The sequence below is a fragment of the Vreelandella maris genome, from assembly GCF_013371085.1.
Lineage (GTDB): Bacteria > Pseudomonadota > Gammaproteobacteria > Pseudomonadales > Halomonadaceae > Vreelandella > Vreelandella maris.
The window spans coordinates 1-25,257 of the sequence record NZ_JABWCV010000032.1 but is presented as its reverse complement, the minus strand read 5'-3'; the positions used below and the strand labels follow the sequence as shown (position 1 = coordinate 25,257).

General features: G+C 55.4%; 23 protein-coding genes and 2 pseudogenes. 4 read left to right on the top strand and 21 right to left on the bottom strand.

The features are described 5' to 3' along the window. Window positions 1-191: 191 nt before the first annotated feature. Window positions 192-788, top strand: a complete 597-nt coding sequence (locus tag HUO07_RS19280) for a cell division protein ZipA C-terminal FtsZ-binding domain-containing protein (RefSeq protein ID WP_176304867.1) — start codon at window positions 192-194, stop codon at window positions 786-788. A gap of 270 nt (window positions 789-1,058) precedes the next feature. Here the strand turns inward: HUO07_RS19280 and fliD (HUO07_RS19275) are convergent, their stop codons facing one another. The 3 genes from fliD (HUO07_RS19275) to HUO07_RS19265 form a co-directional block, all read right to left on the bottom strand. Beyond that, window positions 1,059-2,462 carry a flagellar filament capping protein FliD gene (gene fliD, locus HUO07_RS19275; RefSeq protein ID WP_176304866.1) on the bottom strand — a complete coding sequence of 468 codons (1,404 nt, stop codon included), beginning with the start codon at window positions 2,460-2,462 and terminating at the stop codon, window positions 1,059-1,061. Window positions 2,463-2,661: 199 nt separating this feature from the next. Beyond that, window positions 2,662-4,008, bottom strand: coding sequence for a flagellar filament capping protein FliD (fliD, locus tag HUO07_RS19270; protein ID WP_176304865.1), 1,347 nt, complete (start codon window positions 4,006-4,008; stop codon window positions 2,662-2,664). Between the two features lie 226 nt (window positions 4,009-4,234). Next, the gene (locus tag HUO07_RS19265; protein WP_176304864.1) at window positions 4,235-5,563 is read right to left on the bottom strand and encodes a UDP-glucose dehydrogenase family protein; all 1,329 of its coding nucleotides are present in this window, start codon (window positions 5,561-5,563) and stop codon (window positions 4,235-4,237) included. A 171-nt stretch (window positions 5,564-5,734) separates the two neighbouring features. On the opposite strand from HUO07_RS19265, the gene HUO07_RS19260 reads away from it, so the two are divergent. Further along, entirely contained in the window at window positions 5,735-6,106 is a 372-nt protein-coding gene (locus HUO07_RS19260; RefSeq protein WP_246286872.1) for a hypothetical protein, read from the top strand. A 380-nt stretch (window positions 6,107-6,486) separates the two neighbouring features. Here the strand turns inward: HUO07_RS19260 and HUO07_RS19255 are convergent, their stop codons facing one another. Beyond that, window positions 6,487-6,783 (bottom strand): helix-turn-helix domain-containing protein, encoded by a 297-nt coding sequence (locus HUO07_RS19255; protein WP_035561493.1) that lies wholly within the window; start codon window positions 6,781-6,783, stop codon window positions 6,487-6,489. Window positions 6,784-6,990: 207 nt separating this feature from the next. Between HUO07_RS19255 and HUO07_RS19250 the strand changes: the two genes are divergently transcribed. Next, window positions 6,991-8,010 (top strand): serine hydrolase domain-containing protein, encoded by a 1,020-nt coding sequence (locus tag HUO07_RS19250; protein WP_176304863.1) that lies wholly within the window; start codon window positions 6,991-6,993, stop codon window positions 8,008-8,010. Window positions 8,011-8,037: 27 nt separating this feature from the next. Here HUO07_RS19250 and HUO07_RS19245 read toward each other — a convergent pair whose 3' ends face one another. The 15 genes and pseudogenes from HUO07_RS19245 to HUO07_RS19175 form a co-directional block, all read right to left on the bottom strand. After that, a complete protein-coding gene (locus HUO07_RS19245; RefSeq protein WP_176304862.1) occupies window positions 8,038-8,598 on the bottom strand; it encodes a YqhA family protein in 561 nt (186 codons plus the stop codon). A 14-nt stretch (window positions 8,599-8,612) separates the two neighbouring features. Next, complete coding sequence (locus HUO07_RS19240) at window positions 8,613-9,206, bottom strand: exopolysaccharide biosynthesis protein (protein ID WP_035561488.1); 594 nt, start codon at window positions 9,204-9,206, stop codon at window positions 8,613-8,615. Continuing rightward, on the bottom strand, window positions 9,199-9,663 hold the full coding sequence (locus HUO07_RS19235; RefSeq protein WP_035561485.1) for a tellurite resistance TerB family protein: 465 nt from the start codon (window positions 9,661-9,663) through the stop codon (window positions 9,199-9,201). The genes HUO07_RS19240 and HUO07_RS19235 overlap by 8 nt, the downstream gene beginning before the upstream one ends. Window positions 9,664-9,698: 35 nt before the next feature. Then, on the bottom strand, window positions 9,699-10,709 hold the full coding sequence (locus HUO07_RS19230; protein WP_176304861.1) for a nucleoid-associated protein: 1,011 nt from the start codon (window positions 10,707-10,709) through the stop codon (window positions 9,699-9,701). A gap of 33 nt (window positions 10,710-10,742) precedes the next feature. Then, on the bottom strand, window positions 10,743-11,504 hold the full coding sequence (locus HUO07_RS19225) for an ABC transporter permease (protein ID WP_008959452.1): 762 nt from the start codon (window positions 11,502-11,504) through the stop codon (window positions 10,743-10,745). Beyond that, window positions 11,501-12,436, bottom strand: a complete 936-nt coding sequence (locus tag HUO07_RS19220; RefSeq protein ID WP_176304860.1) for an ABC transporter ATP-binding protein — start codon at window positions 12,434-12,436, stop codon at window positions 11,501-11,503. Before HUO07_RS19220 ends, HUO07_RS19225 begins: the two co-directional genes overlap by 4 nt. An 83-nt stretch (window positions 12,437-12,519) precedes the next feature. Then, window positions 12,520-12,804 (bottom strand): annotated as a pseudogene (locus HUO07_RS19215) (peptidylprolyl isomerase); the annotation flags it as partial. A 42-nt stretch (window positions 12,805-12,846) separates the two neighbouring features. Continuing rightward, window positions 12,847-13,950, bottom strand: a complete 1,104-nt coding sequence (locus tag HUO07_RS19210; protein WP_176304876.1) for a serine hydrolase — start codon at window positions 13,948-13,950, stop codon at window positions 12,847-12,849. Between the two features lie 56 nt (window positions 13,951-14,006). Beyond that, on the bottom strand, window positions 14,007-15,131 hold the full coding sequence (locus HUO07_RS19205; RefSeq protein ID WP_176304858.1) for a heparan-alpha-glucosaminide N-acetyltransferase domain-containing protein: 1,125 nt from the start codon (window positions 15,129-15,131) through the stop codon (window positions 14,007-14,009). A gap of 75 nt (window positions 15,132-15,206) precedes the next feature. After that, the gene (locus tag HUO07_RS19200) at window positions 15,207-15,977 is read right to left on the bottom strand and encodes an SDR family NAD(P)-dependent oxidoreductase (protein ID WP_176304857.1); all 771 of its coding nucleotides are present in this window, start codon (window positions 15,975-15,977) and stop codon (window positions 15,207-15,209) included. Window positions 15,978-16,019: 42 nt separating this feature from the next. Continuing rightward, window positions 16,020-17,183 carry a Gfo/Idh/MocA family protein gene (locus HUO07_RS19195; protein ID WP_176304856.1) on the bottom strand — a complete coding sequence of 388 codons (1,164 nt, stop codon included), beginning with the start codon at window positions 17,181-17,183 and terminating at the stop codon, window positions 16,020-16,022. A 58-nt stretch (window positions 17,184-17,241) separates the two neighbouring features. Next, window positions 17,242-18,294 (bottom strand): sugar phosphate isomerase/epimerase family protein, encoded by a 1,053-nt coding sequence (locus HUO07_RS19190; protein WP_176304855.1) that lies wholly within the window; start codon window positions 18,292-18,294, stop codon window positions 17,242-17,244. A 101-nt stretch (window positions 18,295-18,395) separates the two neighbouring features. After that, window positions 18,396-19,361 (bottom strand): ABC transporter substrate-binding protein, encoded by a 966-nt coding sequence (locus HUO07_RS19185; RefSeq protein WP_176304854.1) that lies wholly within the window; start codon window positions 19,359-19,361, stop codon window positions 18,396-18,398. A gap of 75 nt (window positions 19,362-19,436) precedes the next feature. Then, window positions 19,437-20,462: an ABC transporter permease gene (locus HUO07_RS19180; protein WP_176304853.1), complete on the bottom strand. Its 1,026-nt coding sequence runs from the start codon at window positions 20,460-20,462 to the stop codon at window positions 19,437-19,439. After that, a complete protein-coding gene (locus HUO07_RS19175) occupies window positions 20,455-21,966 on the bottom strand; it encodes a sugar ABC transporter ATP-binding protein (RefSeq protein WP_176304852.1) in 1,512 nt (503 codons plus the stop codon). The genes HUO07_RS19180 and HUO07_RS19175 overlap by 8 nt, the downstream gene beginning before the upstream one ends. Window positions 21,967-22,129: 163 nt before the next feature. On the opposite strand from HUO07_RS19175, the gene HUO07_RS19170 reads away from it, so the two are divergent. Further along, on the top strand, window positions 22,130-23,356 hold the full coding sequence (locus HUO07_RS19170) for an ROK family transcriptional regulator (protein WP_176304851.1): 1,227 nt from the start codon (window positions 22,130-22,132) through the stop codon (window positions 23,354-23,356). Here HUO07_RS19170 and HUO07_RS19165 read toward each other — a convergent pair. Beyond that, entirely contained in the window at window positions 23,353-25,098 is a 1,746-nt protein-coding gene (locus HUO07_RS19165) for an IlvD/Edd family dehydratase (RefSeq protein ID WP_176304850.1), read from the bottom strand. The genes HUO07_RS19170 and HUO07_RS19165 overlap by 4 nt on opposite strands. A gap of 58 nt (window positions 25,099-25,156) precedes the next feature. After that, window positions 25,157-25,257, bottom strand: a pseudogene (locus HUO07_RS19160) (IS5/IS1182 family transposase); the annotation flags it as partial.

Genomic DNA, 25,257 nt, shown 5'->3' with positions numbered 1-25,257 from the left:
CTTTCGGCCACTGTGTGTGCCGTTATATTGATTAACGGCACCGCGAGGAGAATCTTTAGGGAAAACAGTAAAAATTTATGTAATTTTTGGCGATCGGACGTAAGGCTGGGCTGAGTAATTTAGTCGAGCCACTGCTTTCTTATGCGTAGGGGCGTATCGTAATATCATCCAAAAGCACGAAAGGATAACCCATGACTTCTTTACTCCTTCCTCTACTACTGGCTGGCGTCGCTATTGTGTTAGGGCTAGTGAGCGTTGTGCTGTTTTATAAGGTAGTGATCGCCCCACGTAACAGCTCGTCTTCGCCTTCCAAGGCGACAGCCTCCCCGGTTCTACAAGCAGACACTTCCTCGCATCAAAGCCAGCGCAAAACGTCCCATCAACAGAACAAAAAACCTACCCAGCAGTGCTTGTTCGTGGTGTTTGATGCCCCTAGCCAATCGATTAATCAAGCGCTGGGAGAGATGCTAAACGCGAAAAACGCTTTTTACGAGGTAGAGCTGGGTGCCTTCCACCTTCCGCCCGGGCCTCAGGGTTACCCATTGATGGTGGCCAGCGCTACCTCGCCGGGTAAACTACCGCCGCTGCATCAAGAAGGCGAACACACGCTGGTGCAGGGGGTTTCGATCTTGATCCGCTTTTTGAATGCACGCAAAGTTTCACGTAACCCAGATGACTTAATCACCTTTACTCGTGAAGTTGCGGCGTTGGGTGGCCAAATCCTTGATGCTAAACGCAACCCCATTACGGAAGATGCGCTGGCAGCCATGTACCAAGAGGGTAAGTAGCCTATAGGCGGGCGAACTACCTTACCGGCAGTATTAACGCAGCTTGCTTTGCTGCTGCCTTTCTGACCATGGCGCAAGAAGCACTAAACTCCTCCACACCCCTGCTGCGCTGAATGCCTGTGCAAAAAGCGTAGCGAAGCGGCAATCTCAAGCGGGGGCTGGGTAAGCCAGAGATCGCCGCGCTGCGTTCGTGATGATAAAAAACACCGAGAGCCTACTTGGCTGTGTTAGGAATTATGAACGGCCATTAGGCCGTTCTAATGACTTCTATTAATCGCGCCCCAGCTGTGCATCCAGTGCATCGAACTGTTGTGTGAGGTAGGAGCTGGTGCTGTTCATTTGCGCGATCATCACATCGAGCTGGCTGAATTGAGTACGGTAGCGTGAGATTGTGCCTTCAATACTTTTTTCCATACGCTCGTAGCGGGTATCGAGGCTTTTCACCCGGTTCTCCGCGCCTGTGATCGCGCCTTTCAGAACGCCGCTATCGCCTAGCATTTGCCCAATTGATGCTTCGAGCTTGCCCGCTAGGCCGCCAGCATCTTCGTCACCGACAAAAAAGTCACTGAGCGCCTGAGGATTATTGGCTACCAAATCGCTTAGCTTGTCGTCATCGACTTCTAACGTACCATCACGCTGCAGCGTAATCCCTAACTGGCTCAAGGTGGATAACTCGCCCCCTTCTACGCCACCCGTTAATACGCTACGTAGGCGTGACTCGATAGTTCGCACAGTGCTATCGCCTAACAGATCCGCCGCGGAACCACTTTCACTGTCAAACGACGTTAATTTACCGATGGTGCCTTTTAAATCATTAAACGCTTTTACAAAACCGTTAATCGCTTCGCGCTGCTTTAGCGTGTCGCGTTCAATGTTAACCGTGCTAGAAGCGGTTTCGCCTTCTGCAATACTGAGCTCAGCAAGGTTGAGCGTCACGCCTTGAATAGCGCCTTCAATTTGGTTCTTGGCGCTGCTAATCGCAATGCCATTAACGGTTAACGCCGCATCCTGCCCTTGTTGCTTGGCCCCAACTTCTGTCGCCTCACCGAATGGGCCGGTAACTACAGCATCTGCTGCATCTACAAAACTAAAGCTATGGATAGAAGCTTCTACACCTGTCGCTTTGGAACTTAACGCCAGCCGATAACCCTCACCATCATTGATGATGGTGGCGTTAACGCCGGATTCTTTGTTGGCGTTAATTGCATCACGGATATCGCTTAACGAGCTATCAGGTGCAATATCGATCGTTACCGACCCATCCGCGCCTAACTCACCAAAATTAAGCTTGAGTGCTGTGGCGCCTTGAAGCTCGAGCGGTTGATCCTTTGTATCAACACGCGCAGAGGCGAGCGTGCCTGAGGTCGCCAATTGGCTAACTTCTACCCGGTAACTACCGGGCAATGCATCGGCAGTAGTCGTGGCGGTAATACCATCACCACGAACATTCGCGGAAAGGCTTTGGTAGAGTTTAGGGTCATTGATTTTCGCTACTGCATCTTGAAACGCATCGAGCGAGGTTTGCAGCTGGCCATAGGCAGAAATTTTGGCTTGTTGCTGCTCTTTTTGCAGCGTGATGGGAGCGAGCTTGCCGCGTTCGGCTTCTTGTAATTGATCCAACAGGCCGGTTAGGTCGAGACCCGAACCAACGCCAAGGGAGGTTATTGTCGCCATACTGGGTGTTCCTCAGTGAAAAGGCTAAACCAAAATAGAGAAGCGCATCCTTGGGCGCTTGTAGGTTGATAGTAACCTTATCGACTGAACAGAGGGCAACTTTAGCGCTTTTTCTTTCGCTAACCGGGCTATTTTGTTTTTATCAATAAAAACGCCTGCTTACGCAGGCGTCGGAAACGTCAATTTCTAGCGGTCAATATCAATCACGACCTAGCTGGGCGTCTAAGGCATCGAACTGCTGATTGAGGTAGCTGCTCGTTTGGTTCATTTGCGCAATAATCCCATCTAGTTGACCAAATTGCGTGCGGTAACGCGAGATGGTTTGATCAATGGATTGCTCCATGCGGGTATAACGCTCACCCAACGACTCTATGCTGTTTTCAGCACCCGTAATTGCCCCGGTCACGGTTCCGTTGGCGCTGAGCAATTGCTCGACCATCGTATTAACCTGCCCCGCCATACCGGTTTCATCTGAACTGCCTACGAAAAAGGCTGATAGCGCGTCTTGGTTATTGGCAATAGCGTTATCGAGTTCGTCAGAATCGATTTCTAGCGTGCCATCCGTCTTCAGTGAAATGCCGATATCACTGAGCATCGAAAACTCACCTTCCACACCACCGCTGAGCACACTACGCATGCGTGATTCGACGGTACGTATGGCGCTGTCGCCTAATAACTCGCCAGCTGCACCGGTTTCAGCATCAAAACTGGTTAACTCGCCCATCGTACCTTTTAGATCATTGTAGGCATCCACAAAACTGGTCACGGCTTCGCGTACGGCGAGTGTGTCCTGCTCTATTTTAACCGTGCTCTCGCCTTCTTCTTGAAGGTTAAGCGTTACGCCTTGAATCGCGCCTTCAACTTGATTAGTAGAGCTAGTAATCGCGATGCCATTAACGTTCAGCGCGGCATCAGTGCCGCTTTGCAACGTATTATCGGTGTCTGCTGAAAACGGGGCCGTGCCATCGAAGCTAAAGCTCTCTATAGAAGCAGCGGCGCCGGTTTCCCTAGAACTGAGGGCTAAACGGAAATCTGTACCGTCATTAACAATAGTGGCGTTTACGCCAGCGTCTTCGTTGGCATTTATCGCATCGCGGATATCTTCAAGGGAGCTATCTGCCGCTATATCGACCTCCTGGGAAGGGCTACCCGCGAAATTAAGGGTAAGCTTTTGGGGGTCTGTGGTAATCGCTTCATCTGCTGTAGCTACGCCATCAGAAGCAAGCGTGCCGCGGGTTGCTAGGGTTTCAACGCTTACGTTGTAGCTGCCCGGCTGCGCTTCTGCATCGGCGGTAGCGGTGATCGCTTCTCCACCCACGTTGGTTGAAAGGCTCTCGTAAAGTGCGCTGTCATTGAGCGCATCAGCAGAATCTTGAAACGCTGAAAGCGCGCTTTGCAGCTGGCCGTAGGCGGAAATTTTAGCCTTCTGAGTTTCCTGCTGCTCAATAATCGGCACCAGCTTCTCTTCCTCGGCCTCTTTCAATTGATCTAATAAACCGTTGAGGTCGAGGCCTGAGCCAATACCGAGTGATGAAATGGAAGCCATGCTGTACCGTCCTTTTTTATAACGTCGTGACGTTTATGCTTGCGCTGCCACTGCAGAAACCTGTCTTGCAAAACTTATCGCGCAACGCCTGTCGTGTCTGAAAATCTATCAATTTACTAATTAAACCTTCGGCTATTTAACAGCTAACTTCAGGATTTGTCGCCTTTACTGCGTGTCAAAAAGTAACCGAAGGTAAAGCACATCCTCTTAATTTAAATTTACCCGCCTAGCCACGGCTTCTGCGCCCTACCCCAATGTAACGCAGCCCTGCCTCTTCAACGGCGTCGGGGGTGTATAAATTTCGCCCATCGATAACGACGTTGTCGGCTAGCTGCTGAGCTAACCAAGCGAAATCGACACTGCGAAACTCTTTCCACTCAGTGCAAATCACCAGGGCATCGGCGCCTTTCACGGCTTGAATCCGGTCGCCCGCTAGCATCAGGTCATCGCGCTCGCCGTAAATGCGGCGGCATTCGGCCATCGCTTCGGGGTCAAACGCTTGCACCTTCGCGCCCGCTTGCCAGAGCGCTTCCATTAAGGAGCGGCTTGGGGCTTCGCGCATATCATCGGTGTTGGGTTTAAACGCCAAGCCCCACACCGCGATGGTTTTGCCACTTAGACTGCCTAAGTTATCTTGCAGTTTTGTGAATAAGGTCTGTTTCTGGCGCAAATTAACCGCTTCGACGGCGCTGAGCAGTTCCGGCGTGTAGCCTAACTGGCGCGCGGCACGCTCTAACGCCTGCACATCTTTGGGGAAGCAGGAGCCGCCGTAGCCACAGCCTGGGTAAATAAAGTGGTAGCCAATACGTGGGTCGCTGCCAATGCCCCGGCGCACGTCTTCAATGTCCACTTCCAGCCGTTCGGCAAGGTTGGCGATCTCGTTCATAAAGCTAATTTTGGTGGCGAGCATGGCGTTGGCGGCGTATTTGGTTAGCTCGGCGGCCCGTACGCTCATAAACATCAGTTTTTCGTGGTTGCGATTGTAGGGGGCATAGCACTCTTGCATCCGTGCTTTCACCCGCTCGCTTTCCGTGCCGACAATAATGCGTGCGCCACGGGTAAAATCTTCAATCGCCGCCCCTTCTTTCATAAACTCCGGGTTGGAGCAAACGTCAAAGGCGTGAGATACGCCGTGCTGTTCAAGAACCTCGCTAATAGCGGCGTGGACTTTTTCGGCGGTTCCCACCGGTACGGTCGATTTATCGATCACCAGCTTGTAGCTATCCATATGCTGGCCAATGGTGCGCGCCACTTCCAGCACATAACGTAGGTCGGCACTGCCGTCTTCATCGGGCGGTGTGCCCACGGCGATAAATAATAACTCGCCCTCCGCTACGGCTTGTGCCGCATCGGTCGTAAAGCGTAAGCGCCCAGCCGCTACGTTATGGGTAACGATAGTGCTAAGCCCTGGCTCAAAAATCGGTACGTCGCCCGCATTAAGCTGCGCAATCCGCTCGGCGTTAACATCCATACAGGTAACTTGATGGCCCACATCGGCTAAACAAGCGCCCGCGACAAGGCCGACATAACCGGTTCCGAATACACTGATATGCATGACACTTTGACTCGATAAGATACGTGGCAGCGAGCGTAGCACATCGGCTTGCGGTTGATGAGCGCTAGCGCACGAATGCTCGCGCAGATTATAGACCTTGGTCTAACATCGCCCTTAGTCTATAATGCGCTGCAACAAGCCCCTATTGGGCTGACCGCAGGAGATCATTCGATGCCTCCAGAACTAATGTCTTTAGAGCTTAGTCCTCCCGAGCTGGCAACAGAACGCCCTCTCCAAGCGTCTCGTGGGCTGCCAACCGCTGCAAACGTTCAACGCAGCCTTCGCCAATGTTTGTCGATTGCCGCTGAACTGCTTTACGACCACGGTCATGTGCTAGAAACCATCACCCTGCCCCAGCGCGGCTTAGCCCAACGCGAGCTTGTCGCACTTAGCGCAGCTGCGCCCACCTGGGCGACCTGCCAGCAAGTGATGGAAACTAGTGAAGCCGCCACTTTTAATGAGTATGGCCGCTTTGTACTGACCAGCCTTGGCCGCGAGCTGATGTTTGATATGTTTGGCCAGGGTGCCGCTGATTGCGCATAAAAAAACCGCCCACAGCTTTCGCTGGTGGGCGGTTTTTTGCTTGGCTTATTGTTTGAGGCTTAGCGTAGGCCAAGCATCGACAGAATGAACAGCACAACGACGATCAGGCCAATAATGTAGATAATATTACGCATAGGGCGCTCCTTGCTTATTGCGTTTTAGGTAAAATCAAAGGGTTGCTTACCCATGAGCCAACACCCCCATCCTAGCAGGCTTTTTCTTGTTTTGCGTAATTCCACTGCCTCCCTCTAGTCGAAAGTGACTACTCTTGTGCTATCCAAGGCGTTGGTATTTTTCATCAAAGGCTCGCTGATGTGGGCTAGCGACCAGTTCCCCTACTGGGTTACCTGCTAGCAGCACCTCTATAGAGTTGATCCGCTTCATTTTCGCCCCCGGGTGCGACCTGTCCGTTTGATTTCTTCAAGGGATACTGGGTGTTCATGCTTGAATAGTTCGGCAATTTGACCTGTTGCGCCCAGTGCCGTGGCAATGAGCACAAGTCCTTCTAGGGTTATTTGCCCATGAGACTCGAATCGTTTAATAGTGGACTCGGAAACACCCGCCATCTGCGCCAAAGTTCTACGGGAAAGGTTCTGCGCCAATCGGGTTGCCCGTGCGTTGGCACCGACCTGCTGAGCCAGTTCGCCAGGAGCAAGCAGAGAGTGAATCAGGGCCATAATAGCTCTCTTAATAATGGGTCATTTATAAACCACTATATACTAAAAGTGGCTATAAAAGCTCAAAAATGAGCCATTCATATAAATATTCAGTTCAGTCTCAGGCGCAGAAAGTGTCACCTAACTTTAATGCTCGCGGCTATCTGTTGCGGAACCTCTTCGGCTTCTTAGCCTCGAACCTTTGCCACTTATACTGAAGGTATTGCGATGCGCGTTACTGCTGTACTTGTTTCGTTTGCTGTTATGTCGTTTTTCACTACTTCTGCTGCAGCAGAAAATAAACCCTCTGCAACAGCACTCCAGGCACTAGACCAGCAAACCCGCCAGCTTGAACGCATTCACAGCATGGTAGTGGCCTACAATGGCGAGATTATCCATGAACATCATCAAGGTGGGCCGGGTGTGGCATCGCCTGCCAATATTAAATCGCTGTCCAAAACCGTGCTGGCGGCGATCACTGGTGCGGCGATTGAGGCGGATATTATCGATTCGGTCGAGCAGCCCATGGTGGATTTGTTTGGCGAGCATCTTCCTAGCGGTGTTGATCCAAAAGTCAGCGAGATCACGGTGGCCCATCTACTCGCACTGCAAGCAGGGCTTGAGCGTACCTCTGGCAGTCACTATGGCGCTTGGGTAGCCAGTGACAACTGGGTTAACGATGCTATTACTCGCCCTTTTGTGGATGAACCCGGCGGGGAAATGCTCTACTCAACCGGCACCAGCCATCTGCTTTCCGCCGCGCTCACCCATGCCAGCGGTGAGACGACCCATGCGCTTGCACAACGCCTGCTGGGCGATCCGCTCAATATCACTATCCGCCCTTGGCTGCGCGACCCGCAAGGCATCTATTTTGGCGGTAATGATATGCAGCTTTCTCCACGCGCACTGATTGAGGTGGGTGAGCTATATCGCAACAATGGGTTAGTCATTGATGAGTCTGGAAATCAGCAGCGAATTCTGCCGAAAGGCTGGGTAGAAACATCGTGGCAGCCCCGCGGCACTTCTCGCTGGACCGGCGACGGATATGGCTTCGGTTGGTTTATTACCCAGTTGGCGGGGGAAGATGTTTACTACGGGCGCGGCTATGGTGGTCAAGCGCTGTTTGTTATTCCCGAGCGTGAAATGACAGTCGTGATCACCTCAGACCCCAACCCACCCTCGCCGGGCGGGCAGTTCCAGCAGCGGCTGAATGGGCTGGTGGAGGGGCTGTTATCCTCCAATGAGTAGTCGCTTAGCCAGACAATGCAGCCTTATTTACTCGCCTTTGTGGCCTAGGCTCATCAAATAGAGTGCCGCCGCCAGTGCCAGCACTGAAAGCGCTAGATAGATAGCGTCCAGCGGCGTGGCGAAGCGGATATCCACCACCGCGCGGAAGAACTCAATAATCACTGCCAGAATCACCACGCGGGCAATTTTGTCTTTCAGTTGATCAAGCGATTCGACGTTAAAGGGGTGACGCGGGTAACGTACCTCCGCTTGATCAATGCGCGACACAAACAGCCGGTAAACACCTAAACCAAATATCAGCAGCACGATGGCAATTAGATAAATATCCACCGCGATAATGATATCGGGCACTAGGCTGTCATGGATGTCTTGGATACCGCCCAACAGGTAATAACCCATTACATCGGCGACCACTTTTAAAATATCCATGGTGCCGACAATAAACAATATTAACGAACCCAACAGGCTGGGTATCACCGCCAGCATGACCAAAAAACGCGAATTCCATAGTGCCGTTTCTATGCGCCGCTCCCAGCGCCCCTGTTCTTCCGGCGGTTTAGGCGGCGTGGGTGGTGAAGTGTCTGACATTACACTGTTCCTTGTTAAAGCAGGTTCATCGCGATAAAGGCGCAGGTAGCGCCAAACAGCGCAAACCCCAGCAGCAGCGCCACCCCATCGCGGGCAACCAAGCCTAGCCCCAACAGCGACAGCGCCAGCCCCGCGCCGTTGGCTGAAAAGGGGATAAACTCCATGGGCGGCATGGCGAGTGCGATAAGCAGGCATACCACCGCCGTCACGCGGATACCGATATACCCGGTCAGCCACGGCAGACGAACCTTCAGCAGCCCGTCCACCCAGCGGGCGGGCTTTTTCATGTAATGAATGCCTTTATCAAACTTTTGGCGCGAAATTGAGCGCTTTAATAGCCATTTAGGCAGCCAAAACGTTTCACTACCCGCTAATAATTGCACTGACACCAGTAACACCAGCGCGGCCATCAGCGTGGGCATACCGGGTATATCGCCAATAATCGGCGTCAGCGTAATTAAGCCAGCCACCAGCAGGAGCGGACCAAACGAGCGCCGACCTACGGCATAAACCACATCATCAACGCTGATTCGAGGAGCGTCCTGCTCCATGTTCTCTATTGAGTCAATTAGGTCCATTAAATTCGAGTCTTCATTGCGGTTATGCATCGTGGTTATTGCGCTCCTCTACGTGCAGTTTGGTGCGGATAAAATCACTGTGGCTGACATGTAGCAAATCCGCCAGGCGGCGAATGCGGTGCTCTTCTAGCGGGTCAACATTGCCGTCGGCCCAAGCCAGTTGCCACATTTGTGCCACCAGCTCACAGCGCTGGCCGTAGTTATAGTGCTCTTTAATCAGGCTAACGAACTGGTAGTGATCAACGGCTTCATCCACTTCCGCCTGAGCAAGCGACATTAGCTCTTCTACATCGCTTTCGCTTAGTCGGTAGCGCTCAATTAGCATACTGCGCAGTGTGGCCAGCTCTTCGTCGGTGGTGTCGTAATCAGCGCGGACGATTTCACACAGCAGCGCGGCAGTGGCGAGCTCCAGCGTCAGCGTTTGGTTTTCACGCTGTTCAGGTTGCGCCAGCGTGCGTTGGAAAAAATCACTAATAGCATTCAGCATCGGGGTCTCCTGAGTCGGTACCGCTTGTCCTTAGCTTAGTCTTGTTTGGTAAGCTGCTCTCTTAATTGCTTGGGCACTTGTTTGATAATCAAGCGATCCTGAGCAGCATCGTACTCAATGCTTGAACCAAGCAGATGGGAGTCAAAACTAATCGAGACGCCACCTGCACGCCCGGTAAAGCGACGGAACTGGCTCAAGGTGCGCTTATCGGGGGGGATTTCCGGCGAGAGCCCGTAATCGGCATTGCGAATATGCTCATAGAACGCTTTAGGCTGCTGTTCGTTAACCAAGCCGGAAAGCTCTTCCAGCGTCATCGGCTCGCCGCGGCGCAGCTGCTCATTGGCGTAATCGACCAATGTGTCGGTTTTTTCACGACTCACTTCGTCGTCGTAATCCTCTTTCTCGACGTAGTCGCTGAACGCTTTTAGTAGCGTGCGGGTTTCCGCTGGCGCGTCGACGCCCTCTTCCATACCCAACAAGGCAACCAAGCTTTCAGCGAGTTTTTTGCCGCCGCGATCTTTGAGGAACGAGACATACTGCGCACTCGGGGCATCGCTCTGCCACTGGGTAAGATTGATGCGCGCTGCCAGCGTAAGCTGGCTGGTATTGAGCTGGGCCGCGGGCACCGCGTGGTGCTCAGCATTAATGCCAATCCCTTCACGCTGGTGAACCAGTGCGATCAGCAGAGTTTCCGTATCGCCCTGGCGCTGGTGGCTGATCACTAGGTAACCACTGACTGACAACTGCTCTTGAAGCTGCTTGGCCAGCCGTTCGGCCAGTGCCACAGAAAGCTCAGCAAAGCTCTGTTCACCGGCAAGATAAGCACGCAGCCACACCGCAAGCGGCCCTGCTGATTCGCCCTCGTCGGCAAAGCGCCCCCAGCCTTTGGGCTTGGTGTTGTAAGTGTCGTTCAGCGCACCCACCAGGCTTGTCATTACCGGGTCGTCGCTGGGAGCCGCCTGTTCTTGGGGCGCAGCGGTTAGGGTTAGGCGCTCACCGTCTAGTGTCGGGTCAAGGCGGTGCACAATACTTTGCAGTAGTGGCATAAAGGTCTACTAGCTTCCAGGGTTTAAAAAGGATCAGGGTTTAAGGCGGTAACCGGTGCGAAAAATCCAGCCAATCGTGGCCAAGCAAGCCACCAGGAACAGGGTGATCATGCCCACGCTTGCCGCTAGGCTAACATCGCTAATACCGTAAAAGCTCCAGCGAAAGCCGCTCACTAGGTACACCACAGGATTGGCCAAGGTGATGGTTTGCCAAAACGGCGGCAGCATATCAATAGAGTAGAAGCTGCCGCCCAAAAAGGTCAGCGGCGTGATCACCAGCAGCGGCACCAGCTGTAGCCGGTCAAAGCCATCGGCCCAAATGCCGATAATAAAGCCGAGCAGGCTAAAGGTGACCGCCGTTAGCACCAGGAAGAAAAGCATCCAAAAGGGATGAGCAATCTCCAGCGGCACAAAGAAGTTTGAGGTCGCCAGGATAATCAGCCCCAGCAAGATCGATTTTGAAGCTGCCGCGCCCACGTAGCCAATCACTATCTCTAAATGTGAAATAGGCGCTGAAAGCAGCTCATAAATACTGCCGGAAAACTTCGGGAAAAAGATACCGAAGGAGGCGTTGGAAACGCTTTGCGTCAGCAGCATTAGCATAATCAGACCCGGCACGATAAAGGCGCCGTAGCTAACCCCATTGACCTCACTGATCCGCGAGCCGATCGCGGCACCGAACACCACAAAATAGAGCGATGTGGAGATGACAGGCGAGACAATGCTCTGCAGTAACGTGCGGCGCGTACGGGCCATTTCGGCCATATAGATGGCGCGAACGGGGTGAAGATTCATGCGCGCTCCTTAACCAAATCGACAAAAATATCTTCAAGCGAGCTTTGCCGAGTATTGAGATCTTTAAAGGTAACCCCTTCCCGCTCCAGCGCAGTTAAAAACTCTGAAATCGCGTGACCGTCCTCTTCCTGGCTGCCATCGTAGGTATAGATCAATTCAAACCCTTCAGCGGCTAAGCTCAGTTCAAAGCGTTGTAGGTTCGCAGGTATCTCTGTCAGCGGGCTGTGTAAGTTCAGTGTTAGCTGCTTGCTGCCCAACTTGCTCATTAACGCAGCTTTCTCTTCCACCAGCACTAGTTCACCGCGATTAATGACGCCGATGCGGTCGGCCATCTCTTCGGCTTCTTCGATGTAGTGGGTGGTCAATATGATCGTCACACCGTTATCGCGCAGTTGGCGCACGACATCCCACATCTCGCGGCGCAGTTCAACGTCGACCCCGGCAGTGGGCTCATCCAGAAACAGTATGCGCGGCTCGTGGGAGAGCGCTTTGGCGATCAACACACGACGCTTCATACCGCCGGAGAGGGTCATCAAGCGATTATTGCGCTTATCCCATAGCGCCAGCGACTTGAGCACTTTTTCGATATGCGCAGGATTAGGCGCCTTGCCAAACAGGCCGCGGCTGAAACTGACGGTGTTCCAGACGGTTTCAAACGCTTCGTTGGTGAGCTCTTGAGGCACTAGCCCAATGCGTTCGCGGGCCTGGCGGTAGTGGGTAATATTATCGAACCCATCGACCAGTACATGGCCAGCGGTTGGATTGACCAAGCCGCATACCACGCTAATCAGCGTCGTTTTGCCTGCCCCGTTGGGGCCTAGCAGGGCAAAGATTTCCCCACGCTGAATGGCTAAATCAATGTGGGTTAACGCCTGAAAGCCACCTTCATAGGTTTTATTCAGGCCGTTAATGGTAATAATGGGGTCGTTCAAGGCGTACTCCTCACGCCGCGGTCGAGTGACCGCGGCGCTTGACGGCCTTTTAGGCGAAATTAAGAGCGTTTGGTTAAGAAAAATTAAGTGCGGCTGGTGACTTCGAGCAGGTGATAACCAAACTGGGTCTTCACCGGGCCGTGCACTTGGCCGACCTCGTCATTGAAGACGACCTTATCGAACTCAGGCACCATTTGGCCGGGGCCAAAGCTGCCGAGGTCGCCGCCTTGGCGGCTGGAGGGGCAGCTGGAGTGCTCTTTGGCGACTTCAGCAAAGTCGCGGCCGTTTTCGATCTCTTGCTTGAGTGCTAGGCACTGCTCTTCGCTGCTGACTAGAATGTGGCGGGCGCTGGCTTGTGTCATAAATTGCTCCTGACTAAGTAGGTTCTGAGAATCATTCGGGGCAGTAGTTTACCACGGCTTACCCAGGGCTCCGCTATAACGCAATGCTTCACCGACACTGGCCAAGGCGCGTTCGTGAGCGTTTACCGCCACTGGCCCGCGAGCACAGCTAACGATCACCCACGGCCCTTCGGTGGTTTTCTCAACGTTGTCACGCTTGGCAATACCGGCATCGCAACTGCGCCGCTGCTGAGTGCCGGTTTTATGGGCGAAGCTTACGCCGCTGCCCAGACCCGCTTTAAGACGCCGCTTGCCAGAACTGGTTCGCTGCATCACCGCTAACAGCGTTTGCCGCTGCTCGGCGCTTAAGTCATCCATGCCGCCGTGCAGGCTAGCTAGTAAGTCGCCAAAGGCGCGTAAGGTGCCCACGTTTTCGCCGGTGGCTTCATAGGCATCAAAAGCGTGATCGTAATCAGGCTGGGTGAAAGATTCTGTGCTAACGTCTAGCGCGCGGGCCAACGCCTGGGAACGCTGGCTTACCGCATGCTGGCGCAGGGCGATAAAGTCCATTCCGCCAAGCGCCTGTGCATCCGGGTGCAGCTCGCCATAAACGCCCTGGCGCACGCCGACCAGCTTTGAGATAGGGCCGATGTCATCGGGGTTGCCGCCGCTTGCCGCGATCATCGTACGCGCGCGCTGATTCACCGCTTCAATCCCTACCCGATCGATCAACATATCGGTGGCGGTGTTATCGCTGACGGTAATCATCTGCTCCAGCAAGTAGCGAATAGAGATAGGCGTACCAGGGTCGTGCCAATTGGTGGGCCCCGCGCCATCGACAAAGTCACTTTGGGCAAGCGTTAATCGCTCATCCAGCGTCAGGGCGCCTGCCTGGCGTTCGGCCAGCACCTGCGCCGCCACCGGTATTTTAATCAGCGAGGCTAAATACCAAGGATCATCGGCGCGCCATGAAAACGCTTCGCCATTGGCAAGGTTTTGCACGTAAACGCCCAGCTCGCCTTCAAATACCCCTTCGATAGCCTTCAAGCGCGCGGTTAAATCGCCCTGCCACGTACTCTGCTTATCGACTTCATAGTACCAATGAGTATCGTATCCATTTGTTTCGTACCCATCTGCCTGCACGGGCATTGCCATCAACAGTACAACAGCCATAAGCCCGTATTGAATCCAGTGTCGCAAATCGTTACTCCAGCCATTATTAATCGCTTTTAGCGGTGGTTAGCCATCCAGCGGGTCAGCCAAATCCACGCCGCGGCGCCAAGTATCAAGATGCCACCCACGCCCAGTGCCTGTGGATAGGTGTACATTTCCTCGCCTTCCCACAAAAAGCGCAGCACTAAAAAGATCATCACAATATGAAAAATAAACGCTTTCAGGGCATCTGAACCGACCATCGTCAGCGGCAAAAGTGCCTTCGCTGCTTTGGCGCCTCCGGCTAACGCCAGGGCTAATAACACCAAGGCGCCGCCTAAGCTAAACAGCATAAACTCAAGTCCTGGCGGGTGTTTACCGACGTTATTGGCCACGGCGAGCATCGCCGCATTGACATCGCCACTGGCGAAAGCCAGTGCATAAAACCCCGCCACCATCAGAGCACCCAGACCCAGTAGCGTAAGCACTAAGCGTCGGCGAGAGGTCGGTTCAAAATAGCAACGGAGTAACGCTTCACCGATAAGCAGCCCGACTAGAATCATCGGTGCGCGGCTGATCTGCCCCCAGGTGTAATGGTCTTCGTGATCCACTAGCAGCGCTTTCAGAATATCGTTGCCACCAAACGTAAGACTCTGCAGCCAGACGGTCAGCGCGGTTAATGCACCAATCGTAGCGAGTCGACTCCAGAGCGGTGCCCGCGCCCATAGCGGTAACATCAGCGGCACCCAAAGCAGCGCAATGGCATAGAAACCTAAGATTTCGACCCAAATGGCAAATCGCCCATACAGCAAGGCATCGACGATTTCGCTGGGGGGATAGAACGGCAGCATTTCAATGACTAGAAGCGCTTTGTACCAGAACCACACTTCTACAGCGCGTAGCCATAGCTTCAGCCGTCGTTTTGGCCAATCATCGCTCTGAGTATGGGAAAGAAACGCCACCGCCAGCGCGATGCCAAAGACCAGGATAAACAGCGATGAGGAGAATTTGGTCAGAAAATGGATTGGCACCATACCCCAATCCGGCACATTACGAATACCGACGAGACCACTGACAGCATGGCTTACGATCATCAAGCCAATGGCTAGTCCCCGCGCTAAATCAATCGCTTCTATACGGCCTTCCGCTTTGGGTAGGTACGGTTTGTCTGTCCATTTCAGAGGCATCCAATTCAGCGGCATCGAAACGTCCTTGTAGGGGCAAGGATCAAATCATTACGCAAAACGAGGCGTTACACCATAGCCAGCAGACCTCCTCTAAGCCCAGCCCGCGTCCACCGCCAGCTCTTGGCCGGTAATGGCCTGGCTTTCGTCGCTGGCTAAAAACAGCACCGCGGGGGCAATATGGTGGGACTCAAGGCGCATTTTTAGACACTGGCGCTCTTGAATGGTCACTTCATCGTCGGGGCTAATCCATTTTTCGAGCTGTCGTTGGGTCATTACCGCGCCAGGCACCAGGGTATTAACGCGGATATTGTGCTCGCCCAGATCGCGGGCCAGGCTGCGGGACAAACCGTGTACCGCCGCTTTGGCCGTTACATAAGCGGGCAAACCACCCAGCGCCATTTGCACGCTAACCGAGCCAAAGTTGATGATCGAACCACCGCCGGCTTTCATCATCTGTTCAGCCGCCGCCTGAGCGGCAAAGAACATCGGCCGCAGATTGAGCGACATGCGCTCATCCCAATAGGCAACATCCACTTCCCGCCAGGCGTGGCGGTCATCGCTGGCGGCATTGTTCACCAGGGTATGGATTGGCCCGACGTTTTGACCGGTCTCTGTTATCACTTGCTGCAGGCTTGCCACATCGCGGATATCACAATGGTGATAGCGCGGTGCTTCGCCGGTCTCGGCGCGAAGCTCTTCGACCAGCGCCTCACTGGGTTTATCATCGATATCGACAAACACTACCCGGGCGCCCTGATGATGAAAGGCGCGGGTAAGCGAAGCCCCGATGCCACTGCCACCGCCGGTAATAAAAACCACCCGTTGCTCAAGGCTCGCATAGCGCGCTGAAGGTTGGTTCATAGGTGTCTCTCTTCCATTTATTGTTATTGCCGAAGACCGTTTCTACATATCCACCCACTGCCCACCGGCGGCGGACGAGGCCAGTGCACGGGTAATGAACGTCAAACCATCGACACCATCGGTGACGCCGGGCGTTGGCATTGCCAATGCGTGGGCACTTTCCCCGCGTTGATGGGCATGAATCTGCACGGCGAAATCACGGTAGAGCTGGGCAAAGGCTTCGAGATAACCTTCCGGATGCCCTGGTGGAATACGCGCGGCAGCCAAGGCGGCATCCCCCAGTCCGGGGCCGTTGCGGGTCAATAGCCGGGTGGGCTCACCCAGCGGCGAATGCTCCAACTGATTAGGATTTTCCTGACGCCAGGCAAGGCCACCTTTGCTGCCATAAACGCGCAGCTGCAGGCCGTTTTCGTTGCCCGGCGCGACTTGGCTCGACCAAAGCATTCCCCGGGCTCCGCCCTTGAAGCGCAGCAGCATATGGACGTTGTCATCCAGCGCGCGCCCTTCGACAAAGGTGTGCATATCGGCGGCGAGTGATTCCAGTTGCAACCCAGTGACATAGCGCGCCAGGTGATACGCGTGAGTGCCGATATCGCCTAAGCAGCCAGCTGGCCCGCTACGTTTGGGGTCGGTGCGCCACTCGGCCTGCTTGACGCCGCTCTCTTCCAGGCGAGTAGAGAGCCAGTCTTGTGGGTACTCCACCTGCACCACGCGTAGCTCGCCCAGCTCACCGTTGGCGATCATCTCGCGCGCTTGGCGAACCAACGAGTAGCCGGAGTAGTTATGGGTCAAGCCGAAGAAAAGCCCCGTCCGCTCCACCAGCTCGGCGAGGGTTTGTGCCTCTTCCAGGGTGATCGTCATCGGTTTATCGCAGATGACGTGAAAACCCGCTTCCAAAAAGGTGCGCGCTACGTCGAAGTGCACATGGTTGGGGGTCACAATGGCGACCACATCGATGCCATCCGATCGCTTGCGCTCCGCTTCGGCCATGGTTTGGTAGTCGGGATAAGCGCGATCTGCGGCCACGTGCAGTTCTGCGGCCGCGGCCCGGCTGCGCTCGGGGTCCGAGGCAAAAGCCCCGGCCACCAGTTCATAGTGGTCATCCAGCCGTGCGGCGATGCGGTGTACCCCGCCGATAAACGCTCCCTGGCCACCGCCGACCATGCCCAGGCGCAGCCGACGCGGCGTGTCGTGTTGAGTGCTCATGTCGTGTTGCTCTCCGCTGTCGTTGAATTAATGGCATTTAATTAATTGGGGCACGTTATTAAACACCGAGGATGCGGCGATTGGCGGCTTGGTCGGAGCCGCCGCCGGCGAAGTCATCAAACGCCCGCTCGGTGACCTGAATAATGTGGTCGCGAATAAAGGTTGCGCCTTCACGGGCACCGACTTCTGGGTGCTTCAGGCAGCACTCCCACTCCAGCACCGCCCAACCGTGGTAGTCGTTAGCCGCCATCCAGGAAAAGATCGACTTGAAGTCGATTTGGCCATCGCCCAGGGAGCGGAAACGCCCTGCGCGCTCCGTCCACGACTGATAGCCTGAGTAGACACCCTGCTTGGGGCTGGGGTTAAACTCGGCGTCCTTAACGTGAAACATCTGAATATGGTCGCGATATACATCCAGAAAGCCGCGGTAGTCGAGCTGCTGCAGAATCAGGTGGCTGGGGTCGTAAAGGATATGGCATCGCGGGTGGTTGCCGACCCGTTCGAGGAACATCTCAAAGGTAATGCCGTCGTGGAGATCTTCGCCGGGATGAATCTCGTAGCAGAGGTTCACCCCCGCCTCGTCAAAGGCGTCCAGAATCGGCCGCCAGCGTTTCGCCAGCTCATCGAACGCGGTTTCGATCAATCCTGCCGGGCGCTGGGGCCAGGGGTAGACGTACGGCCACGCCAGCGAGCCCGAAAAGGTGCCGTGGTCGGTTAATCCAAGGTTTTGCGAAGCCTTGGCGGCTAGCTTTAGCTGTTCGACGGCCCACGCCTGGCGCGCTTTGGGGTTACCACGGACTTCGGGCACCGCAAAGCCATCGAACATCTCATCATAAGCGGGATGCACCGCCACCAGCTGGCCCTGAAGGTGGGTGGAGAGTTCGGTGAGTGCTAAGCCGTGCTGGGCCAGAGTGCCTATCACCTCATCACAGTAAGTGCGGCTCTCGGCAGCGCGTTTTAAATCGAACAGTCGGGCATCCCAACTGGGAATCTGTACGCCCTGATAACCCAGCCCCGCCGCCCAGCCAGCAATGCTATCCAGGCTATTAAAAGGAGCTTCGTCACCGGCGAACTGGGCGAGAAAGAGCGCAGGCCCTTTGATTGTTTTCATAGGACTCTCTCACTATCGTTTGGATTAAGTGCTTGGGTAGGCGCGGGAAGGAGTAATGCTTGTTACCCGCGCCTATTAATCACTACGCAATCAATAAGCGATCAGAACGGCGAGTCGGGGAAGTAGTACTGCTCGGCGTTCTCCTGGGTAATCAGCGGCGAGCCTAGAATGTACTCACCCAGTACCGGGCCATTGGAGACAAAGTGCTGAACGGTCAGATCCATGGCGGTGGCAATCATCGCGGGCGGATAGAGCACATCCACCGGCACCAGCTCATCACCGTCCATGACCCGCTTGATGATGTCCTTCATGCCCGCCCCGCCGACGATAAACAGCTCTTCTTCGCGATCCGCTTGGCGTACCGCCTCAATGACACCCAGCGCAATGTCGTCATCCTGCGCCCAAACGGCATCGATATTCTCGAAACGTGCTAAATAGTCCTGCATGACCTCGAAACCATCATCGCGATTCCAGTTGGCGTGCTGCATATCGAGAATATTGACCTCGGAGCCTTCAATCGCCTCTTGGAAACCTTGCACACGTTCGTCGTCGATCACCGTGGGAATGCCGCGCAGCACCACAATGTCGCCTTCATCATCAAGGCGTTCGCGGATGTACTCGCCGGAAACGCGGCCTAACTCATGGTTGTTGCCCGCGACATAGAGATCCTGGATCCCCTCTTCCGTCAGGCCACGATCTACCACGGTCACGAACACGCCAGACTCTTTAACCCGGCGCACCGGATCGGTCAGCGGGCCAGACTCGAACGGCAGCACCACCAGCGCGTCGATGTTGCGCAGTGAGACTAGATCTTCCAGGTCATTGGCCTGCTCCCCCGCTGTGCCCGCCGTGGAGATAGTGAACTCGATATCCGGATAGAGCTCCTCAAGGCGCTTTTTAGCCTCTTCGGCATGGTAGTTAACGCCCCCCGTCCAACCATGAGTGGCGGCAGGGATGGATACACCGATAGTGTACTCCTGAGCAACGGCGGCGCCGGAAAGGCCTATCGCTGAAGTAAGTGCGGCGGTCGTGACGCAGGCCTTCACTGCTGTCTTGATGCTTCGCATGGTGATGCTCCTTTCGTGTTTGTACTTGTTATGTTTCGCTGCTTGTCGTTGATGTTGCGCTGTTAGCGAGTGAGTTTATGGTCCTGTTTTCCTCCACGATGCACGCTGCAGATAGACCGCCACAATGATGATGATCCCCTGCACCGTGCCGTTGAGATAGTTGGAAATGGCGTCGGTCAAATTGAGAATATTGCCAATCATTGTGAGCATGATGGCGCCCACCACCGTGCCCCAAATGCGCCCATGCCCACCCTTCAGCATGGTGCCGCCAATAATCACCGCGGCAATCGCCTCTAACTCCCAGAGCACGCCGGTAGCCCCCGAGGCAGAACCCAAACGCGGCACATAAATAATCGTTGCCAACGCCACACACACGCCTTGCAGCATGTAGGTTAGGGTTTTCACGCGATCCACATGAATGGCACTGTATTCGGCAACTTTCTCATTAGAGCCGATGGCAAAGCAGTAGCGACCAAAGCGCGTATAGTTGAGCAAGATGTAGCCGATGACGGCCACTGCCAAAAATACCCACACAGGTATGGTGATGCCCAAAAAGCTGCCGTAGTACACCGGGCGGTAGATATCGCGCACGGCCCAATCCAGCGTCAGCGTTCCGCCATCAGAAAGGTAGGTCACCAGCGAACGGTAAATCCCCATGGTGCCCAGGGTGACAATAAACGCTTCGATCTTGCCTTTCGTCGTCACAATGCCGTTGATAAAGCCTGCGCAAATCCCCAGCAACAACGAAGCGCCAATACCCAGCAGTATGGTGGTCCACCCCGCACCGAACTGCTCGACGAGGCTATTCATTAAAATAATCATCACCCCGGCAATAAAGGCCGCCATGGCCCCCACCGAAAGATCCAGCCCACCGGCGGTAATTACGAAGGTGGCGCCGATGGCGATAATGCCGATAAAGGCACTGCGGGTGAGCATGTTCGAAAGGTTATCCAGCCCCAGAAACGCCGGGTTAATCAGCACGCCCAGTAGCCCTAAAGCCACCAGCGCCACAAACGGTCCCCAGGTTTTCAGGTCAATCGCGAAGCCTTTTTGAGTAATCATTTTATTAGCTGCTTTATTAGTCGTTTTGTTATTAGCCATGACGCTGCTCATCGCCCCCTACTCCTTTAATACCGGATGCGTACTGCATAATTTCTTCTTCATTAATTTGCTCGCCTTCAAGTACGCCAGTGAGCACGCCGGCACACATCACCGCTACTCGGTGGGATAGCCCGATCAGCTCGCCCATCTCCGACGAGATCAGAATCACCGAGCAGCCTGAATCCGTTAACTCGCGGATAAAGTGATAAATCTGGTGCTTGGTGCCCACATCGATGCCCCGGGTCGGTTCATTGATAATCACAATTTCGGGGTCGATGGACATCACCTTGGCGAGTAGCAGCTTCTGCTGGTTGCCACCAGAGAGTTGAGCGACGGTGCGTGCAGCGGTGCGCAGCCGGATATCGAAGCGCTCAACCGCCTGTTGAAAGGCTTGCTCTTCACGGCGGCGATCGATCAGCGGGTGGCAGTGAGCGCGCAGGTTAAGCAAGGTAACATTGGAGCGCAGATCCATATTGAGCACTAAGCCTTTGCCCTTGCGATCCTCGGTGAGATAGGCAATGCGCTGGTGCACCGCATCGCGCAGGTGGCGCATGACCACCGGCTGGCCGTTGCGCAGCACCTGCCCAGCGCTTTTGCGGCGCAAACCCAGCACCGCTTCAATCAATGCGGTGCGCCCGGCCCCCACGATGCCGCCAAACCCCATCACCTCGCCCCGGCGCAGGGTAAAGCTGGCGTGCTTAACGGCACCGGGCACTACCATATGGCGCACTTCCAATACCACCGGCGCATCGTCAGGAAGGCGGGTACGCGGCGGATACATTTCAGTGATCTCACGGCCCACCATCAACCGCGCCAACTCCTCTTTGCTGCGCCCAGCCATGGGGCCGCTGTCCACCAAATGGCCGTCGCGCAGCACCGTCACGTGGTCGGCAATCTGTTCAATTTCACGCAGCTTGTGGGAGATATACAGAATCGCCACGCCACGCTGGCGCAAACGGTCGATGAGTGCGAACAGTACCGACACTTCGTTTTCGGTTAGCGTGGCGGTGGGCTCGTCCATAATCAGCACGCGCACATCGCGGGTGATCGCCTTGGCGATTTCCACCATCTGCTGGTCTGAGGTGCTGAGATCTTTCACACGGGCGCTTGGGTCAACATGCGTTTCAAGCTCCGCCAGCGCCGCCCGGCTACGTTCGCGCATGGCGCGTCGGTCTAAAAACAGTCCCCGGCGCAGTTCGCGACCCAGGAAGATGTTCTCCTCCACGCTGAGCTGTTCCGCCAGTGCCAGTTCCTGGTGAATCATCACCACACCGTCGGCTTCCGCCTCACCGCTAGAGCGGTAGTGACGTTGGCTACCCTCCACCAACACCTCGCCCGAGGTGGGGCGAAGGTAACCCGCCAGAATTTTTACCAAGGTGGATTTACCCGCGCCGTTCTCACCCAACAGGGCATGCACTTCACCTGTCTGAAGGTCGAGATCAACGTTGAATAAGACCTGGTTTTCGCCAAACGAGCGGCAGAGTTTGCGCGCTGATAAGAGCATGGAGCCACCTGTCGTTACTGTTGTTATTATGCGTTTAAGGCTTACCACTATTATTTATGTGCCGTGCGATGCTTTATTTACTTTAGGTACTAAAATAAATAAACGCATATGCAACTTAGGTCGCATTTAGCGATTTTTCACCTCAAACAATAACGGCATTTTTATGGCGCTTACGTCGACTGATACCAGCCGCTATGACAACACGCTGGCGGTTATCCGTACCCTGCGAGACCAAGGACCGGTGGCACGTGTTGACCTGGGTGCGCTGAATGGCATCAGCTCTGCAACGGTGACCTCCATCAGCGCTGAACTACTCCAGCAGGGGTTGATCACGGAACGGCCACCCGAAACACCCCGTCCCACCGGGCGTGGCCGACCAAAAACCTTGATTGAACTCGACCCTAATGCCGCCTGCGTGGTGTGCATCAAGCTATCGATCAATGAGATCCAACTGGTGGTGGGCGATTTTTTGGGCCAAGTACGCCATAGCGAGTACCACGCGGTGCCCACCCTGATGTTGAGCGCCGAGGACCTGGAAACGCTGTTGGAAGAGAAGATCAGCGCTATTTGCGCGCAACAGCTAAAGGGATTTCAACGCTTGGCGGGGATCTGTTTGGCAGTGCAGGGGGTTGTCTCGTCGCAAAGCGGTACGATTATCTGGTCTCCCGCTTTAAGCTTTCGTAACGCGCCAATATCGGCACGTCTTGCCGAGCGTTTTCACTGCAGCGTGCTGCTGGAAAACGATGCTAACTGCATCGCCAGCGTACTGGCGGCACAGCCCGCCTATGTAGACTGCCCCAACTTAGTGGTCATTATGCTGGGCTACGGCATCGGTATGTCGGTACTGATTAACGGCGTGCCTTATCTAGGCGCTAATGGCTCAGCGGCGGAGTTTGGACATAGCAAATACCACCCGGATGGCGCCTTGTGCGCCTGCGGCCGACGAGGCTGCATTGAAGCTTATGCCAGCGACTACGCGCTCTACCGCGCAGCCGCCGAGCATCTAGAACTCCCCGCCGGCGACAGCGCACACCCCTCCGAGCAGCAGATGCAGGCGCTAACCCAACTAGCGCTGCAAGGCGACCTCTTGGCTCAGCGCATCTATGCTGAGGCGGGTCGCGCGTTGGGCTATGGCATCGCCAATGTCCTGGCGCTGTTTAACCCCGATCTGGTGCTGATTACCGGCTCCGGCGTGCGCGGTTTTGACGCCATGCAGGCCACCATGCATCACGCCATTGATGAAGCCCTGGTGGCCGAACTGAGAGGCACCACCCGCATCGAAAGCTGCGCCTGGGATCGCGACATGACCTGCATGGGCGGCATCGCCATGGCGCTACACGCTACCGATGGCGAAACGCTGTCGGAGAGTCAGGCCAGCTTCGTCAGTTAGTGCGAATGACGCGGCACGTCAGACCCTCGGCAGCCCACCAGGAAGTCAAAGTCGCAGCCTTCGTCGGCCTGGAGCACCCGCTCGATATAGAGCTGGCGGTAGCCACCCTGGCTGGCGATCAGCGTTGAGGCGGCGGTGGGGTCGCTCTCGGCCAGGCGCGAGGCCAGTTCTTCGTCACTGACCTCTAGATGCAGTCGCCCACTTTCGCAGTCGAGCTCGATCCAATCACCGTTACGTACCGCGGCTAGCGGGCCACCGGCGGCGGCTTCGGGTGCCACGTGCAGGACCACGGTGCCGTAGGCGGTGCCGCTCATGCGGGCATCCGAAATACGCACCATATCGGTAATGCCCTGGGCGAGGATCTTGGGCGGCAGGCCCATGTTGCCCACCTCGGCCATGCCGTGATAACCCCGTGGGCCGCAGTGTTTCATGACCAGAATGTCATTGGCTTCCACGTCCAGGTCTGGGTCGTTGATGCGCGCCTTGTAGTCGTCGAAGTCCTCAAACACCACCGCACGACCGCGGTGCTGCATCAGCTCGGCTGTTGCCGCCGAGGGCTTGAGCACCGCGCCATTGGGGGCGAGATTACCGCGCACCACGCAGATGCCGCCGTCCGCGGTGAGCGGATTATCCAGCTTGCGGATCACTTCGTCGTTATACAGCGGGGCGTCCTGAACGTTTTCCCACAGGGTTTTACCGTTGACGGTGAGCGCGTCCTTGAAGGGCAGCCGGTCGGCCTCGCCCAGGCGCTTGAGCACCGCAGGCAACCCACCGGCGTAGTAGAACTCCTCCATCAAGAACCGCCCTGAGGGTTGCAAATCGACCACAGTGGGGGTGCCGCGACCCACTCGACTCCAGTCGTCCAGGGTTAGATCCACACCGATCCGCCCGGCAATCGCCTTGAGGTGAATCACCGCGTTGGTGGAGCCGCCAATCGCCGCATTGGTACGGATGGCGTTGTCGAAGGCTTCCTTGGTGAGAATTTTGGAGAGACGCAGATCTTCATTGACCATCTCGACGATGCGGTTACCCGAGAGGTGCGCCAGCACGTAGCGGCGAGAATCGACGGCCGGAATCGCCGCGTTGTGGGGCAGCGAGGTACCCAGCGCTTCGGCCATGCAGGCCATGGTGGAGGCGGTGCCCATGGTGTTGCAGGTGCCCGCTGAACGGGACATACCCGCCTCGGCGGCCATAAAGTCGTGCATCGATATTTCGCCTGCCTTGACCTGTTCGGAGAGCTGCCACACCACGGTACCGGAGCCAATGTCCTTACCTTTGTGCTTGCCGTTGAGCATCGGCCCGCCGGTGACCACGATGGTGGGGATATCGCAGCTCGCCGCGCCCATCAGCAGCGCCGGGGTAGTCTTGTCGCAACCTACCAGCAGTACCACCCCATCCATGGGGTTGCCGCGAATGGCTTCTTCCACGTCCATGCTGGCCAGGTTGCGGGTAAACATCGCCGTGGGGCGCAGATTGGATTCGCCGTTGGAAAAGACCGGGAACTCCACCGGGTAGCCGCCTGCCTCCAGGATGCCCTGCTTCACGTGCTCCGCCAACTTGCGAAAGTGCGCATTGCAGGGCGTTAGCTCCGACCAGGTATTGCAGATACCGATGATCGGCTTGCCCTGAAACTCATGGTCGGGGATGCCCTGGTTTTTCATCCAACTGCGGTACATAAAGCCGTTTTTATCAGCCGTGCCGAACCATTCAGCGCTGCGTAGTGGACGTTGACGTTGGCCCATGAAGTTAACTCCTTGTTTTAGTTCGGTGACAGCTGACGGCCTAGGGTCTGTTGACGTTTCACATGGGCAGCCATAAACAACCACAAGCTAAGGCCACCATGCTTTCGTAGTTTCGCTTGAGCTTGTCGTAACGCGTCGCTATGGCGCGATACGGCTTCA